General features: G+C 66.0%; 12 protein-coding genes. 9 read left to right on the forward strand and 3 right to left on the reverse strand.

The features are described from left to right. The first annotated feature begins 23 nt into the window (after positions 1 to 23). The 7 genes from MH112_RS05505 to MH112_RS05535 all read left to right on the forward strand — a co-directional run bounded on the left by MH112_RS05505 (position 24) and on the right by MH112_RS05535 (position 7,080). Positions 24 to 695: a response regulator transcription factor gene (locus MH112_RS05505; protein ID WP_296565001.1), complete on the forward strand. Its 672-nt coding sequence runs from the start codon at positions 24 to 26 to the stop codon at positions 693 to 695. A gap of 11 nt (positions 696 to 706) precedes the next feature. Further along, positions 707 to 2,107 (forward strand): HAMP domain-containing sensor histidine kinase, encoded by a 1,401-nt coding sequence (locus tag MH112_RS05510; RefSeq protein WP_296565003.1) that lies wholly within the window; start codon positions 707 to 709, stop codon positions 2,105 to 2,107. A 53-nt stretch (positions 2,108 to 2,160) separates the two neighbouring features. After that, positions 2,161 to 5,061, forward strand: coding sequence for a bifunctional [glutamine synthetase] adenylyltransferase/[glutamine synthetase]-adenylyl-L-tyrosine phosphorylase (locus MH112_RS05515; RefSeq protein WP_296565005.1), 2,901 nt, complete (start codon positions 2,161 to 2,163; stop codon positions 5,059 to 5,061). Positions 5,062 to 5,122: 61 nt separating this feature from the next. Next, the gene (locus tag MH112_RS05520; protein WP_296565008.1) at positions 5,123 to 5,554 is read left to right on the forward strand and encodes a hypothetical protein; all 432 of its coding nucleotides are present in this window, start codon (positions 5,123 to 5,125) and stop codon (positions 5,552 to 5,554) included. 41 nt (positions 5,555 to 5,595) lie between these two features. Then, a complete protein-coding gene (locus MH112_RS05525; protein WP_296565010.1) occupies positions 5,596 to 6,141 on the forward strand; it encodes an RNA polymerase sigma factor in 546 nt (181 codons plus the stop codon). A gap of 28 nt (positions 6,142 to 6,169) precedes the next feature. Continuing rightward, positions 6,170 to 6,592, forward strand: coding sequence for a hypothetical protein (locus tag MH112_RS05530; RefSeq protein WP_296565013.1), 423 nt, complete (start codon positions 6,170 to 6,172; stop codon positions 6,590 to 6,592). Continuing rightward, complete coding sequence (locus MH112_RS05535) at positions 6,592 to 7,080, forward strand: periplasmic heavy metal sensor (RefSeq protein WP_296565015.1); 489 nt, start codon at positions 6,592 to 6,594, stop codon at positions 7,078 to 7,080. The genes MH112_RS05530 and MH112_RS05535 overlap by 1 nt, the downstream gene beginning before the upstream one ends. 209 nt (positions 7,081 to 7,289) lie before the next feature. Here the strand turns inward: MH112_RS05535 and MH112_RS05540 are convergent, their stop codons facing one another. From MH112_RS05540 to MH112_RS05550, 3 genes are all read right to left on the reverse strand, one after another. Beyond that, positions 7,290 to 9,839: an ATP-binding protein gene (locus MH112_RS05540; protein WP_296565018.1), complete on the reverse strand. Its 2,550-nt coding sequence runs from the start codon at positions 9,837 to 9,839 to the stop codon at positions 7,290 to 7,292. 132 nt (positions 9,840 to 9,971) lie between these two features. Beyond that, entirely contained in the window at positions 9,972 to 12,593 is a 2,622-nt protein-coding gene (pepN, locus tag MH112_RS05545) for an aminopeptidase N (RefSeq protein ID WP_296565020.1), read from the reverse strand. Between the two features lie 60 nt (positions 12,594 to 12,653). Further along, on the reverse strand, positions 12,654 to 13,226 hold the full coding sequence (locus MH112_RS05550) for a hypothetical protein (protein ID WP_296565023.1): 573 nt from the start codon (positions 13,224 to 13,226) through the stop codon (positions 12,654 to 12,656). A gap of 140 nt (positions 13,227 to 13,366) precedes the next feature. Here MH112_RS05550 and MH112_RS05555 point away from each other — a divergent pair, with 140 nt between their 5' ends. Next, positions 13,367 to 14,485: an acyl-CoA dehydrogenase family protein gene (locus MH112_RS05555; protein WP_296565024.1), complete on the forward strand. Its 1,119-nt coding sequence runs from the start codon at positions 13,367 to 13,369 to the stop codon at positions 14,483 to 14,485. A 14-nt stretch (positions 14,486 to 14,499) separates the two neighbouring features. Next, the gene (locus tag MH112_RS05560; RefSeq protein WP_296565026.1) at positions 14,500 to 15,735 is read left to right on the forward strand and encodes an acyl-CoA dehydrogenase family protein; all 1,236 of its coding nucleotides are present in this window, start codon (positions 14,500 to 14,502) and stop codon (positions 15,733 to 15,735) included. The last annotated feature ends 17 nt before the right edge of the window (positions 15,736 to 15,752 follow it).

Here is a 15,752-nt window from a genome sequence, read left to right on the forward strand (position 1 = left end):
CGATCGGTGACAGGGGAGCGGTCATGCGGATTCTGATAGTCGAAGACGACCTGGAGGCCGCCGCGGTCATGGTGCGTGGCCTCACCGAAAGCGGTCATGACTGCACCGCCGCGGCTGACGGCGAGGCGGGACTCGGTGAAGCGCGGAAAAGCGAGTTCGACGTGATGATCGTCGATCGCATGATGCCCAAGATGGATGGGGTCACCCTGGTGGAGACCCTGCGCCGGGAGGGAGACCAGACACCGGTACTGTTCTTGTCCGCCTTGGGCGAGATCCATGATCGCGTGGATGGCCTCAAGGCCGGGGGCGATGACTATCTGGTCAAACCCTACGCCTTCGCTGAGCTGAGCGCCCGGGTTGAGGCCCTGGCCAGGCGTCGGGAGACCGGGTCCGTCCAGACCTTGCTCCGGGTCGGTGACCTGGAGATGGACCTCATCGGCCGCACCGTCCACCGCCAAGGCCAGGAGATCGACCTGCAGCCCCGGGAGTTCCAGCTCCTGGAATTCATGATGCGTCATGCTGGCCAGGCCGTGACCCGGACCATGCTGCTGGAAAAGGTCTGGGAGTATCATTTCGATCCCCAGACCAATGTCATCGACGTTCACGTCTCCCGCTTGCGGGCGAAGATCGACAAGGGATTTGATCGGCCGATGCTGCAGACCGTGCGCGGTGCGGGCTACCGGCTCGACGCTTAGGGCCCGGGACCATGCGCCTGCCGCGCATCTTCCGCACCACCCCCTTCCGGCTGACCCTGCTATTCCTGGCCCTGTTTGCGGCCTCGGCCAGCGCGTTCCTGGCTTACATCTATGTGACCACGGCGGGGGAGGCGACCCGGCGGGTTGATCAGCTGATCGTGCGTGAGATGCGCACCCTACAGAGCGCTTATGGCCGGGCCGGCACCGACGCGCTCAACCAAGCCCTGATTGAGCGGGCGGCCAGCGAACGGCCCTATCTCTATCTGCTGATGACCCCGGACGGGGGCCGGATCTCCGGCTCCATCGAGGAGTCACCCTTAGATGGCTTTAACGGCGAAGCCACCTGGACGAGCTTCCAGGTGACCGAATTTGACGTGCAGGGCCGCGAGGTGAACCGACCGGCCCGTGGCCTTCAGGAACGGCTCACGGGGGGGGAAATCCTGTTTGTCGGCGCTGATATCGCCGAGGACGAGGCCTATGTGGTCAAGATCGTCCGTGCGCTCTGGGGGGCGGGGGCCCTGATCATTGTTCTGGGTCTGGCGGGCGGGGTGGTGGTCAGCCGCAATGTCAGCCGCTCCATGACTGGCCTCACTACGGTGGTGGACGCCGTCCGCAATGGTGATCTCAGTGCCCGTGCGCCTGTGCGCGGCACCCGTGATGAGCTGGACGAGCTGGCGGTCGGCCTCAACGAGATGCTCGAGCGTCTTGAGCGCTCCATGGCCGGTCATCGCCACGCCGGCGACGCCATCGCGCACGATCTGCGCTCGCCGCTGACCCGCCTGCGGGCAAGACTTGAGGCCTCGTTTCTCGACCTCGAGGCCGGCCGCGGTGATCCCCAGGCCGCCTTTGCCCAGGCCCTGGACGATACCGACGGGGTGTTGAAGACCTTTGGGGCAGTGTTGGCTATCGCCCGGCTTCAGGCTGCAGGCACGGCACCCGATCCGGTGCTGTTTGACCCCGCCGATCTGGCCGCTGACATCTGCGAGCTCTATGAACCCTTGTGCGAGGACGACGGCCTGGACTTCAAGGCCGAGCTGGCGAGGGGCATGAGCATCCGGGCGAACCGTGAGTTCATGGCCCAGGCTCTGGCCAATCTCATGGACAACGCCATCAAGTACACCCCCCAGGGCGGTGCCATCATGCTGCGGGTTCGCCGCCGGTCGTCCGGTGAGGTGGAATTCTCCGTCACGGACACGGGTCCGGGCGTGCCCGAGGAGGATCGGGAGCGCGTGGTCGAGCGGTTTGTCCGACTGGAAAACAGCCGCAATCTGCCGGGGTCTGGCTTGGGCCTCTCACTGGTGGCGGCTGTCGCTGAGGCGCATGGGGGGCGGGTGGAGCTCTCGGAGGGGCCCGGCAAGGTCGGCGAGATCGGCCCCGGTCTCAGGGTGGCGGTGATCCTGCCCGCAGCCTGAGGCCGGGCCTCTGCAATTTGCCACGGACTGTGTTGAGCCGGCACAGTGGCAAGATGACGAAGCTCGCTGACTCGCTCCGCCCCTGTGGTCCCGTGGCTGATCCCAAGGCCGCCGAGCGGACCCGGGAAATGCTGACCCCGGCCGCGGAAGCCCAAGGCTGGGCCGGGCTGCTCGACCAGGCCTGGCCAGCGCTGGCGCCGGTGTTCGGGGCCTCGCCCTACCTGGCGGGCCTCGCCCGGCGGGTCCCCGCCCGGTTGCGGGACATCCTGACGAGCGTCCCAGAGCCGAGGTTTGCTGATCTGCTGGTGCGGACGGCGGCAGCTGGCGAGCTTGCCACCGCCGCCGAGGCCGGACCTGAGCTACGCCGGCTGAAGGCTGAGGCTCATCTGCTGATCGCCCTGGCCGATCTGGGCGGGGTCTGGGACCTGGATGCCGTGACAGGGGCCTTGACCCGGTTTGCCGACAGCGCCCTGGCGTCGGCTCTGCGGGTGACCGCCCGGGCAGAGGTGGCGGCGGGCCGGCTTTCAGCGGTGGGCGAGGGGCCTGAGGGACCGGTGCCCGGCTGGTTCTGCCTGGCCATGGGTAAACAGGGTGCCTTCGAGCTGAACTATTCCAGCGATATCGATGTATCGGTGTTCTATGAGCCCGAACGGTTACCTGTGGCCGAGGGCGTTGAGCCCCGCGCTTTTGCCGTACGCCTGACCCAAGGGGTCGCCGCCCTCATTCAGGATCGGACCGACGAGGGCTATGTCTTTCGGGTCGATCTGCGCCTGCGGCCGGACCCGTCGTCGACCCCCCTGGCGGTGTCGGTGACCGCAGCCTTCGAATATTATGAGACCGTCGGTCAGAACTGGGAGCGGGCGGCGTTCATCAAGGCCAGGGCCTGCGCCGGTGACCTGCCCAGGGCGCAGGCCTTTCTGGAGGAGTTGTCGCCGTTCATCTGGCGCAAGAATCTCGATTTCGCCGCGATTGCCGACATTCACTCCATCAAGCGGCAGATCCATGTTCACAAGGTCGATGATCGGCTGACCGCCAAGGGTGCGGACCTGAAGCTCGGTCGCGGCGGCATCCGCGAGATCGAGTTCTACGTCCAGACCCAACAACTGATCCTCGGCGGCCGACACCCTGAGTTACGGAGCCTGCGGACCCTGGAGGCGCTTCAGGCGCTGCGCGACGCCGGGCATGTGACCGCCGAGGCGGCCGCAGAACTGCACGGGGCTTATGAGACTCTGCGGGCGGTTGAGCACCGGGTTCAGATGATTGCCGATGAGCAGACCCATCGGCTGCCGGAATCCGATTCCGAGCGGGCCCGGGTTGCAGCCCTGTTCGGGCACGACAAGGTCAAGGCCTTCGACGGGGCGGTCACCGAGGTGCTGAAGACCGTCAATCGGCGCTATGGGGAGCTGTTTCCCGATGAGGAATCCCTGTCCTCGGCCTTCGGCAGCCTGATCTTCACCGGGGTGGATGATGATCCGGCCACCCTGAAGACCCTGGCGCGGATGGGGTTCGATAACCCTCTTCAGGTCTCCCAGACGATCCGCGCCTGGCACCATGGCCGCATCCCGGCGACGCGCACCGAGCGGGGGAGAGAACTGTTTACCCGGCTGGCACCGAGACTGTTGGATGCCGCCCATGCCACCGGCGCGCCCAATGCAGCCTTCAACCGGTTCAGCGACTTCTTCGCCAGCCTGTCCTCCGGAGTGCAGATCCAGTCCCTTTTCCTGGCCAACCCGAAGCTCTTTGAACTGCTGGTCCAGGTCCTGGCCTTTGCGCCCAAACTGGCTGCCACCCTGGCGCGTCGCCCCTCAGCCATCGACGCCCTGGTGGATGGTGACTTTTTCGCCGAGATCGACCCAGCCGAGGACGAGGCGGTCATGGCCATGGCTGTGGCCCGGGCTGACGGGTTTGAAGCGGTGATGGACGCCGCTCGGCGGGTCCATCGGGAGCAGGCCTTTCGCCTGGGCGTTCAGGTGATGAGCGGCGTGGCCAGCGCCGAGCGGGTCGGGCGGGGCTTTGCCGACCTGGCCTATCTCTGCATCCGCACCCTGGCGCCGGCCGCCCTGGCCGAGGCCCAGCGTCTGGGCGGGGTGTTTCCGGGGCAGGTGGCCGTGGTCGCCTTGGGCAAGTGCGGCTCGCGGGAAATGACCGCCGCCTCCGACCTCGACCTGATGACCCTTTACCGGGCTGACGACCCCAGAGCCATGTCGAGCACCAAGTCCTGGGGGGCGGAGACCTTCTATGGCCGATTCACTCAGCGACTGATCGCAGCCTTGTCCCTGCCCACCGCTGAGGGCGGCTTGTATGAGGTGGACATGCAGCTTCGGCCCTCCGGCACCCAGGGCCCGGTGGCCGTCAGCCACTCGGCCTTTGAGGCTTACTATTCCGGAGAGGCTGAGACCTGGGAGCTCCTGGCGCTGACCAGGGCCCGGGTCGTCTGGGCCAGCACCCCGGCTTTTGCCGAGGAGGCCACAGGCCTGATTGAGGCGGCGCTGCGCCGTCCCAGGGACCGCAAGCGGCTGGCGCGGGAGGTGCGGGCCATGCGCGCACTCCTGGAGAAAGAACGTCCCGCCAAGGATGTCTGGGACATGAAACTGGCCCGGGGCGGGCTGGTGGATGTGGAGTTTGCCGCCCAGTTCCTGCAGCTGGCTCATGCGGCTGACGGCGGTCCCCTGCGCCCCCACACCGCGCGGGCCTTGGCGGCCATCCGTGAGGCGGGGCTGGGGGCCGCCGAGCCCCTGGAGGTGCTGGAGGACGCCTGGCGACTGCAGCAGAACCTGACTCAATTGATCAAGGTGGCCCTGGAGGATGGTGTCGATCCTTCTCTGGAGCCCACGGCGTTTCGTCGGTTGATGGCCAGGGCGGGTGGCGAGAGCGATTTCCGCAAGGTTCTCCCCCGGTTGGAGGCGGCCCGAAAATCGGCCAGGACGGCCTACGAAATGCTGGTGCAAACTTGAACGACGGAAATGGCTGTAGACGCCGTTCAATCCCTTGAAGCCACCCTACCCAAAGGTCGCCATGTCCCGCACGATCCTGTTCAGCGCCCTGGCGCTCACCCTGATGGCTGCCCCCGCCCAGGCCCAGATGATGGGCCGAGCCCCGGACCCTGACCTGAACAAGGATGGGAAGGTGACCTTGGCTGAGTACCGTAAGAGCCAGGCTGACAGCCTGCTGGGATCTTTCGACAAGAACCGGGACGGCCAGATCACCCGGGCGGAGTTCAAACCCATGGAGGACATGGCCCGTCGGTTTGGCGGTGCCAGTGGGGCCGCGCGGGTGGCCGAGCTCTGGACGCGCCTGGACGCGAACCGAGACGGTATCGTCACACGCGCCGAGATCGACACCGGGGCTGTGCGCCGGTTTGCCGCCGGTGACGCCGACGGAGACGGCATCCTCGACAAGGCCGAACTGACCAGCCTGCGCCAGAGCCGTTCGAGTGGCGGATCGTGAGACTGCAGCAAGGCCTCGCCATGGCGCGGGCGGGGTGAGGCTTGGACCTTGCACAGGATCCCGACGACCAGTTGCTGGGCCGGATCGCTCAAGGCGATCCTGCCGCTGTACGCGCTTTGATGGCCCGCAAGCTGACCCGGATCAATGGACTTGCCCTGCGCATGCTGGGGGATGCTTCAGAGGCAGAGGACGTAACCCAGGAGGTCTTCCTGCGCGCCTGGCGACAGGCTCCCAAATGGACACCGGGCGCGGCACGGTTCGACACCTGGCTGCACCGGGTGGCCCTGAACCTCTGCTACGACCGTTTGCGGCGGCGCCGGGAAATCCCCACCGAGACGCCGCCGGAGCAGACCAACGATGGACCAGCCCCCGATCGTGGGCTGGAGGCCGACGATGTCGGGGTCCGGGTGGCTGCGGCCCTTGCCCGACTTCCGGACCGGCAGCGCGAAGCCGTGGTGCTCTGTCACTATCAGGAACTCGGCAATATCGAGGCGGCAGGCCTGATGGGGGTCAGTGTCGAAGCCTTGGAGAGCCTGCTGTCGCGGGGTCGGCGCACCCTGCGCGGCGCTTTGGCGGACTTGGTTTGAAGGCGGACTGAGCATGGAAGGACCGATCATGGACCTGGACAGATTCGCAGACCTCGCCGAGGCCTATGGCGGGGACATTTCCCGGTGGCCGTCGATTGAGCGCGAGGCCGCGACCCTTCTGATGGCCCGCTCGCCTGAGGCGACGGGGACCCTGTTGGCGCAACAGAGCGACCTGGATTGGGCGCTGGACTCCTGGCGGGTCCCGCGACCGGGCGTAGCCCTTGAGGCGGCAATCCTGGCCAGTGCCCCTGCCCAGCGGTCTGCGCCGATCTGGCGGGGCTGGCTGTGGCGCACCGGACTGGGGGCGGGCCTGATGGCCGCAGGCCTGGCCGGTGTCATGGCAGGGGTTGTGGTGTCGGGGGCTGTCGCCCCAGTGGGGGAGTTGGAGGTGATCACTGCGGCGGTGAGCGCCTATGACACCCTTGATGTCGATCTGTGGGCGGGCGTCTGATGTCACCTCGCAACCTGACGATAGCTCTGTTCATTTCCCTGGCGGTGAATCTGTTCGCCATCGGCGCTGTGGTGGGCGGTCTGGTGATCGGCGTCCGGATGACCGAGGGGCGCCAGATGGCCATGCGACCTGGACCGCCGCCGATTTTCACAGCCGCTGAAAGTCTCCCCGAGGCCCGTCAGGACGCCTACCGCCAAGCCCTCCTCGCTGAGGCCCGCGAGGCCCGTCAGGCGCTGATGCAGGCCAGCCAGGCGCGGCGGGAGGCCTGGGAGGGGCTGGCCAAGGAACCCTATGACCCGGCGACCGTGCAACGGGACCTCGCCGCGGCCCAGGCCATTGAGGCGCAGGCCCGTAGTGTACTGGAAACTCGGATTGTCACCTTCGCCGAAGACTTGTCACTGGAGGAACGCCAAGCCCTTGCCGGCGCACTCTCTCAGCCCCCCAGACGCCAAAGGGAAGGCCGGGGTGAACGTCTTCGGGAACGATAACCCCCCCAGCAACGGGTTAAGGTGACGAGGGCGCTGGGGGACTCCATGAGCTGCCGGCCAATCTGCTTCGGGCCATCGTCACGGTGCACGTGACCTGTCTGATCCTGTTCAAGCGACCCTTGGCACGCTTCATGGTGTTCCTGCCAAAGTCCAAGTCACCTTGGTTTCACCTATACTGACCAGTCCTGGTGTACCGGCTCGGCCTGCCCTCAGGCGGCGGTTCCGGAGCGGCGCAGGGATTCTGGCGGTGCCCCGCGCTGGCGTACGGGAAGAGAGAAGCCGACCGTCGTGCCTTCGCCCGGGGTGCTGCGGATATCCAGGGCACCGCCGTGCATCTCCACCAGGGACTTGGTGAGGGCGAGCCCCAGGCCCGTGCCCTGCTGGGTCTTGGAGTGCTGGCTCTCGATCTGCTCGAAGGGCTTAGCCAGACGCTTCAGATCATCAGAGGCGATACCGATCCCGGTGTCGCGGACCGTGATCCGCACCCGCTCGCCAAAGGGGTCAGGTCTGGCATCAGCCCTGACCGTCACCCGACCCCCCCGTGGGGTGAACTTGATGGCGTTGGACAACAGATTGAGCAGCACCTGCTTGACCGCCCTATAGTCGGCCTCGACCTCGGGCAGGTCGCGGGGGAATTCCAGATCCAGGGCCAGGCCTGCGCTATCGGCGCGGTTTCGGATCAGACGAGCGGCGTCCTCCACCACGTCCTCCAGGGTCAGGGGCTCGAACTTCAGGTTCATCTTCCCTGCCTCAATCTTCGACATGTCGAGGATGTCGTTGATCAGGGCCAAAAGGTGCTGACCTGAGGAGAGGATATCGCCGCTGTACTCCTTATAGCGCGGGTCTCCCAAGGGACCGAACATCTCGCCGACCATGATCTCGGAGAAGCCGTTGATGGCGTTCAGCGGGGTCCGCAACTCATGACTCATATTGGCCAGGAACTCGCTCTTGGCGGTGTTGGCGCTTTCGGCCCGGACCTTCTCGGCCTCGTACTTGCGGGCCAGTTCCGAGAGCTGCTCCTGGCTGCGCTCCAGGCTGACGACGACCTTCTGAAGCTCCATTTCATTGATGCGCCGGGATTCCTCCTGGGTTTTGATGGCCGTAATGTCAGCGGCCGTCATCACCAGCCCGCCCTCGGCTGTGCGCCGCTCTGAAATCTGGATCCAGCGGCCATCGTTCAGTTCGGCTTCCCGGACACCCGGCTGGCCTGTGGCAGGCGCCTCACGGTGGATCGCAAGCTGGGCGAAGCGGTTGACCTGGTCGCGGGCGGCTCCGGGCTTGAGCAGCCGGGCCTCCAGGGAGAAGACACTCCGGAAGTTGCGGTTGCACATCAGCAGGCGGCCATGGCGATCCCACAGGACGAAGGCCTCTGAGACACTCTCGATGGCGTCGCGCAGTCGGTTCTCGGCCGCCTGAGCCCTGGCCTGGGCCATTCGCTCCTCGGTGACATCAAGGGCAACGCCGATGATCCGGGCAAAGCCCCCCTCAGGTGCCCGACCAAATGCCTGACCTCGGGCATCGACCCACATGGGCCGCTCCCCCGGTTCTCCGGGCACCCGGAACGACACGTCAAATGCACCGTAGAGCGCGGCTGTGGACAAGGCCTGGCGCACACGGTCCCGGTGATCGGGGGACACCCGTTCCACGACATCCTGACCCCCAACAATGCCACCGCCGCCCCAGCCCAGCATGCCGCCGGTGACATCGGACAGGAACACCTCGTCGGTGATCAGGTCCCACTCCCAGATCCCGCAACGGGCGGCCTCGACGGCGAGGCGGAAGCGTTGCTCACTGTCGTAGAAGGCCTGCTGCGCCGCCTCGACATTGCGGCTCTGGTTGAACAGCAGCAGGCCGAGCAGAAAAGCCACGCCCAACGGGATCAGCACCCAGCCGAGCTGTTCCTGGGCCGAAAGCAGCTCGAGTGGGTCAGCCTCAGCGCCGACCACCACCAGCCAGGCCCCATCGCCAGCGGGCTGGGCGACCACCTGAAGATTAGCGCCATCAGGCCCCCTGGCCCGGGTGAGCCGGCCAGGACGCAGTTCGCCAGGGGTTAATTCGAAGGCTGACCTTAGACTGTCGGCCTGGGCAATGCCCCCTGCGCCGACGGCGCTGACGACCTGGCCTTGCGCCGTGGTGATGGCCGCGAGATTGGACTTGCCCAACAGGGCGGTCAGTCTGGCCGGGTCGGCAGCAATGACGATGGTGCGCCGGCCCTGCTGAGTGGCTGCGGTCGTGACCGCCAGGATGGCCGGTGCCGCGGCGTCCGATGCAGCCGCGCCATACCAGACTTCTCGTTGCACCTTCTCGGTCTGGGCGGCCAGGGCAGCCCAGTCGAAGTTCGCCGGCGCGCCGGCGGTGGCGACCGTGGTCGTGCCATTCAGAATGATCACGGCGCTGGCTGAGCTCGCGGCAACCTTCAGGCCGGTTTCAGCGGCGGCCAGGGGGCCGTCTGGCCGTCGCTCCAGGCTCTCTCGGGCCGCAAGCAATCCCCCCCTTAGGGCTGCAGACTCCGCGTTGAGGGCACCAGCCAAGGCGTGGGCTTCGCCGGGCAGGGTCACGCCGATATGGCCGGGGCGGGTGGGTTCGCTCTGAATGCGCGCCACGGCGAAGGCCGTATAGACCGCCATGAGCAACAGGGTGGTCAGGATCGCGAGTCGCGCAAAGGCGAAGGTCGGCGGCGGCGGGGCACCTTGGATGGCATCCCCCCTGCGCCTGTGACCTTTGGTCCGAGCCGCGTCTATGCGTCCGCGTTCGGCCAAGCCCGCCGCTCCCTTACCCTTGAATTCGAGTCACCCCGTCAAACAGGAGTCTAAGCGGGCGGACTCTCCACGTCACGAGTCATACGGTCGCGTTCACACTTGGTTTCCGCCCGGACGGGGCGGGCCTGGCTCTCAATCTTCCGCCAGGGCGCGCGAGGCGAGCTCATAGACGTTCTTCGACAATCCGGACTGCGCGACAATCCGCTCGAGCTGCAGGCGCATCTGAGCACCCAGTTCGGGTCGGTAACGGCGCCAGCTGCCCAGGGGCTCCAGGAGCCGGGCCGCCGTCATGGGGTTGAAGCCGTCCACCGACAGGATCTGATCGGCCAGGAACCGGTAGCCCGCACCGCTGGGATCGTGGAACCGAACGGGATTGCCGGCGGCGAAAGTGCCCACCAGGGCCCGCAGGCGATTGGGGTTCTTGGAGTCAAAGGCCGGATGGGCGGTGAGACCCAAAACTCGACCCAATGCGCCCTCATCTGGGGCTCGGGCCTGCAGGGCAAACCACTTGTCGATCACCAGGGGCTCGGCGCTCCACTTTTCGTAGAAGTCCACCAGCGCCCGTTCGAACGGCGGGCCGCCGATCTGCATCAGGGCTGACAGCCCGCCCATGGCGTCGGTCATGTTGCCGGCGGCTTCGTAGTGGCCGTAGGCGCGCTCAGCGTTCTCAGCGTGGGGGTCAACGGCCAGGATCTCCAGCGCCATATTGCGGAGGGCCCGACGGCCAGCGCCGGCGGCGTCAGGAGAGAACTCCCCGGCGTCTTGAAGTCCGGTGTGCAGCCGCTTCAGGTCTTCGGCCAGATGAACGGCGAGTCGAGCGCGCAGGGCGGTTCGGGCCAGGTGGATGGCTGCAGGATCGGCGGGTTGCTGGGCCAGGGCCAGTTCGGCCTCGCTGGGCAGGGCCAGCAGCAGGGCCTTGAAGGCCGGATCGGCAGACTGGTCGCCCAGGGCGCGCCCGACCGCCTCAGCATAACGCTCTTCGCCGACCTCATCTGGGGTTCCGGCGCTGCGGGCCAGCATCAGGTCCCGGGCCAGATCCTGGCCGGCCTCCCAGCGATTGAACAGGTCCGGATCAGCCGCCAGCTGGACATACCGGTCCTTGGGTGCCGCATCGGTGGTCAACACCACGGGGGCTGAGAACCCACGCAGGGCCGAAACGATCGGCGCATCGGTAACACCGGTCAGGGTGAGGCTGGCCTGCCCGGCATTGAGCACCACCACGGTTTCGTCCACGGCCTGCCCGTCACGAACAAAGGCCATCGTCCGACCATCTTCGTCCAGCAGCCCCAGGCGTACCGGAATCGGCAGAGGCTTCTTGCTGGCTTGACCAGGCGTCGGCGGCGTCTGCTGGGTCAGGTCCAGCCTGAGCGTCTGGGCGCTGGCGTCATAGGTGCTGCGGATGTCGACACGGGGGGTGCCGGCCTGTTCGTACCAGTTGAAGAAGTGAGTCAGGTCCTGACCCGACACTTCGGCGAAGCACGCAATGAACGCTTCCACCGTGGTGGCATGGCCATCCCAACGGTCGAAATAGAGGTCCATGCCCTTCCGGAACGCCTCAGCCCCGATCAGGGTCTTGAGCATGCCGATAACCTCTGCGCCCTTCTCATAGATGGTGGCGGTGTAGAAGTTGTCGATCTTCAGATAGCTCGACGGTCGTACCGGGTGCGCCAATGGCCCCTGGTCTTCGGAAAATTGCCGGGCTCGGAGCGCCTTGACGTCCTTGATCCGCTGCACGGCCGCGCCGCGCATGTCGGCGGAGAAGCTCTGATCGCGGAAGACGGTCAGGCCTTCCTTCAGGCAGAGCTGGAACCAGTCGCGGCAAGTGATGCGGTCGCCGGTCCAGTTGTGGAAATACTCGTGGGCGACCACGCTCTCGATGCGTTCGTAATCGAAGTCTGTCGCCGTGGCCGGGTCGGCCAGGAGCAGGGAGGAATTGAAGATATTCAATCCCTTGTTCTCCATTGCGCCGAAGTTGAAGTCGCGCACCGCCACGATCATGAACAGGTCGAGGTCGTATTCCCGTCCGAAGGCCTCTTCGTCCCAGGTCATGGAGCGCTTCAGGGCGTCCATGGCGTAGGTCGCCCGGTCGGCCATGCCGGGGTCCACAAAGATCTGCAGGTCAACCTTGCGCCCGCTCATGGTGATCAGGCTGTCCTCAAGCACGTCGAGCTCGCCAGCCACCAGGGCGAACAGATAGCTCGGCTTGGGGAAGGGATCGTTCCACACCGCGTAGTGGCGACCGTCTGCGGTCTGCCCAGACTCCATCAGATTGCCGTTGGACAACAGGCGGTGGAAGGCCTTGTCTGCGGTCATCCGCACCGTGAACCGCGACAGCACATCAGGGCGGTCCGGATACCAGGTAATCTTCCGAAAGCCCTCAGACTCGCACTGGGTGCAGAACCGCCCCCCGGACATATACAGGCCGTCCAGGGCCGTATTGGCCGCTGGATTGATCTCCACCTCGGTCTCAAGGACGAAGGCGTCTGGGACGGACGGGATCGTGAGGACCTCGTCATCGATCGACCGCTCGGCCTCGGTCAAGGCGCGACCATCAATGGCAACCGAGACTGGCGTCAGGTGCTCCCCGTTCAAAACGAGGGGCTCGGCATGATCGCCATTGCGGCGCAGGCTGAGCCTGGCCTTCACCCGGGTGGCGCTGGGCCTGAGGTCGAAGTCCAGGTGCACTTCGTCCACCAGGAAGGCGGGCGGACGATACTCGGACAGGCGGATCGGCTGGGGCGTTTCGGTGCGCATGTTACCGATGTAACCCCGCCAGCGCCCCCTCGCCAGGGGCGCGGCGGTCGCAAAATGGGCTCAGGCGGCGTCTTCGGAGAATTCTGGCTGTGGGTCGCTGGCCGACGGGATCTGCTGAAGGTACCGATCGACCTTGCGGGCCTCCTCAGCCAGGCGGCGAATCTCTGGCGGGGCATCTTCGGGCGCCTCGTCCACCAGGGCGGCGAGATGGCGGGCGATCGATAGAAGCCGCCTCGACGACGCGATCAGCCGGGCCTGTTGTTCGATCTTCTGGGGGGCCCGGTCATATTCGGCTCCGGGCACGCGCCACCCGCCCCAGTCATTGGGGTCAGTCACCACCACGGGATAGGATCCCGGATAGGGATGATGGGCGCAGTCGTCGGGCTGCTGCCACTTGTTGCGCGCCCGCAGGAGACGCCAGGCTGGCTCGTCGTCATTGCCCAATTCATGGGTTGATTGCTCAGCCCGGAGCTCGTGGCCGTGGAAGTCACGACCCAGGCCCACATCATAAGTCACCCGCACGGGCTCATCGAAACCGCGGGCCCAGACCGGCACGATCTTCTCGATCACCGCCCACGCACCGACACTTTCGACCCACACCTTTTGATTACGTTGGAAAACAGCCTTGGCCATAAAAACCACCGACACAGATTTCCGCCCATAAGACTCTGAAATCCTTGACGCGAGGTCAATCTTTCCACGCCCGCTGCGATGCGTATGGTGTGTTTTCCAGGGAAACGCAGACGCCGTGAACGCGGCGGGACAAGACGGGCATGAATTTCGATTTTTCCGACGACCAGAAGTTTCTGAAGAACGAGGCGCGAAAGTTCCTTGAGGCCCAGTGCCCCACGAGCCGGGTGCGCAAGGTCCTGGACGAGGACGCCAGGTCCTTTGATGAGGATCTCTGGAAGGCGGTGGGCGAGCAGGGCTGGCTCGGCGCGGCCATCCCGGAGGAGTACAACGGGCTGGGTCTGGGCCGGCTGGAGCTCTGTGTCATCGCCGAGGAGCTGGGTCGGGCCGTGGCACCGATCCCCTTTGCCTCCACAGTCTATTTCCTCGCCGAAGGGATCATGCTGGCCGGCTCTGATGAGCAAAAGGCCCATCTGCTGCCGCGAATCGCGGCGGGCGAGATCATCGGTGCCATGGCCACTTCCGAAGGTCCGGGCGTGACCACGGCCTCGACCCTGCAGGCCAGTGTTGAGGGGGGCAAGCTCACCGGGGTCAAGCTGCCGGTGACCGACGGTGACATCGCCAATGTTGCCCTGGTGCTGGCCAAGGAGAATGGCCGTCCGGCCCTGTTCGTGGCCGATCTCACTGATCCGTCGGTGACCCGCGACGCGCTGAAGACCCTCGACCCCACCCGGGATGCTGCGCGCTTGACCTTCAAGGACACGCCGGTGAAGCGACTGGGTGAGGCCGGCCAGGGATTTGAGCTGCTGGAGCAGATCAATGACCGTGCTGCCGTTCTGCTGGCCTTCGAACAGTGCGGCGGTGCCGACCGCTGTCTGGAAATGGCCAAGGCCTATGCCCTGGAGCGCTACGCCTTCGGCCGGGTGATCGGCTCGTATCAGGCGATCAAGCACAAGCTGGCCGACATCTATGTGAAGAATGAACTGGCCCGCTCCAACGCCTACTATGGTGCCTGGGCGCTGAACACCGGGGCCGCCGAACTGCCAGTGGCTGCCAGCGCCGCGCGGATCGCTGGCTCTGAGGCCTACTGGTTCGCTTCAAAAGAAAACATCCAGACCCATGGGGGCATCGGCTTCACCTGGGAGATGGACTGCCATCTGCACTACCGGCGCTCGCGCCAGCTTTCCCTCGTGGCGGGCGCGCCGCGGGTCTGGAAGGAACGGCTGGTCAGCCAGCTTGAACGTCGTAACGCCGCCGCCTGAAAGGGATCATCATTATGGATTTCAAAGACACCCCCGAAGAGGCCGCTTATCGCCAGCAGGTTCGTGACTGGCTGACGGCCAATGCCCCCAAGAAGCGGGTGGGCGAGCCTGATCCCCTGGGCGAATCCAGCGACGGACTGGCCGCATCCAAGGCCTGGCAGGCCAAGAAGGCCGCCGCCGGTTACGCCTGCATTACCTGGCCGAAGGAGTGGGGCGGCCAGGGCGGCACCCCCATTCAGCAGGTGATTTTCGGCCAGGAAGAATCCGCCTTCCCGACCCCGGGCAATCCCTTCCAGATCGGTCTGGGCATGTGCGTGCCCACCGTGATGACCTTTGCCGACGAAGACACAAAGAAGCGCTTCGTCGGACCAGCCCTGCGCGGCGAGGAAATCTGGTGCCAGCTGTTCTCCGAGCCCTCTGGGGGCTCTGACGTGGCCGGCGCCCGCACCCGGGCTGAGCGCGCCCCTGACGGGTCCGGTGATTGGATCATCAACGGTCAGAAGGTCTGGACCACCGGGGCCCAGTTCTCCGATTTCGGCATCGTCATCTGCCGGAGCAATCCGGACGCGCCCAAGCACAAGGGCATGACCATGTTCTGGATCGACATGAAGGCACCCGGGGTTGAGGTTCGACCGATCCATCAGATGTCGGGGGGCTCGGGCTTCAACGAGGTCTTCTTCACCGATCTGCGGGTCAAGGACAGCCAGCGTCTCGGCGCTGTGGACGACGGCTGGCGGGTCTCCCTCGTCACCCTGATGAACGAGCGACTGGCCGTCGGCGGGGCCTCCGGGGCTGGCTGGAGCGCCTTCCTGGAAGCCGCCCGTGAGACGCCGGGCCTCGACGGCGGGGCGGCCATCAAGGACCAGGCCCTGCGGGAAAAGCTGGCGGACTGGTATGTCCAGGCTGAGGGCCTGAAGCACACCCGTAACCGGACCATGACCGCGCTCTCCAAGGGCGAGACGCCCGGCCCGGAGAGCTCGATCGGTAAGATCATCTCGGCCGTGCAGATGCAGGAACTGGCCCATTCGGCTGTGGAGATGCTCGACCAGTACGGGATCATCAATGATCCGGCGCTGGCGCCCCTGCGCGGGGCCTTCCAGGCGTCACTCATGTCGGCACCGGGCATGCGGATCGCCGGCGGAACCGACGAGATCCTGCGCAACATCATCGCCGAGCGCGTGCTTGGCCTGCCCGGGGACATCCGGGTCGACAAGGATGTGGCGTTCAAGGATCTGCCGACCGGCCGCTGATCGTTTGAGGGCGGGGC

Source organism: Phenylobacterium sp. (assembly GCF_022402485.1).
GTDB lineage: Bacteria > Pseudomonadota > Alphaproteobacteria > Caulobacterales > Caulobacteraceae > Phenylobacterium.

What these genes read in the sequence shown, in the direction of transcription:
- MH112_RS05505 (WP_296565001.1), top strand. Translation starts at nt 24, where the DNA reads ATGCGGATTCTGATAGTCGAAGACGACCTGGAGGCCGCCGCGGTCATG.
- MH112_RS05510 (WP_296565003.1), top strand. Translation starts at nt 707, where the DNA reads ATGCGCCTGCCGCGCATCTTCCGCACCACCCCCTTCCGGCTGACCCTG.
- MH112_RS05515 (WP_296565005.1), top strand. Translation starts at nt 2,161, where the DNA reads ATGACGAAGCTCGCTGACTCGCTCCGCCCCTGTGGTCCCGTGGCTGAT.
- MH112_RS05520 (WP_296565008.1), top strand. Translation starts at nt 5,123, where the DNA reads ATGTCCCGCACGATCCTGTTCAGCGCCCTGGCGCTCACCCTGATGGCT.
- MH112_RS05530 (WP_296565013.1), top strand. Translation starts at nt 6,170, where the DNA reads ATGGACCTGGACAGATTCGCAGACCTCGCCGAGGCCTATGGCGGGGAC.
- MH112_RS05535 (WP_296565015.1), top strand. Translation starts at nt 6,592, where the DNA reads ATGTCACCTCGCAACCTGACGATAGCTCTGTTCATTTCCCTGGCGGTG.
- pepN (WP_296565020.1), bottom strand. Translation starts at nt 12,593, where the DNA reads ATGCGCACCGAAACGCCCCAGCCGATCCGCCTGTCCGAGTATCGTCCG.
- MH112_RS05550 (WP_296565023.1), bottom strand. Translation starts at nt 13,226, where the DNA reads ATGGCCAAGGCTGTTTTCCAACGTAATCAAAAGGTGTGGGTCGAAAGT.
- MH112_RS05555 (WP_296565024.1), top strand. Translation starts at nt 13,367, where the DNA reads ATGAATTTCGATTTTTCCGACGACCAGAAGTTTCTGAAGAACGAGGCG.
- MH112_RS05560 (WP_296565026.1), top strand. Translation starts at nt 14,500, where the DNA reads ATGGATTTCAAAGACACCCCCGAAGAGGCCGCTTATCGCCAGCAGGTT.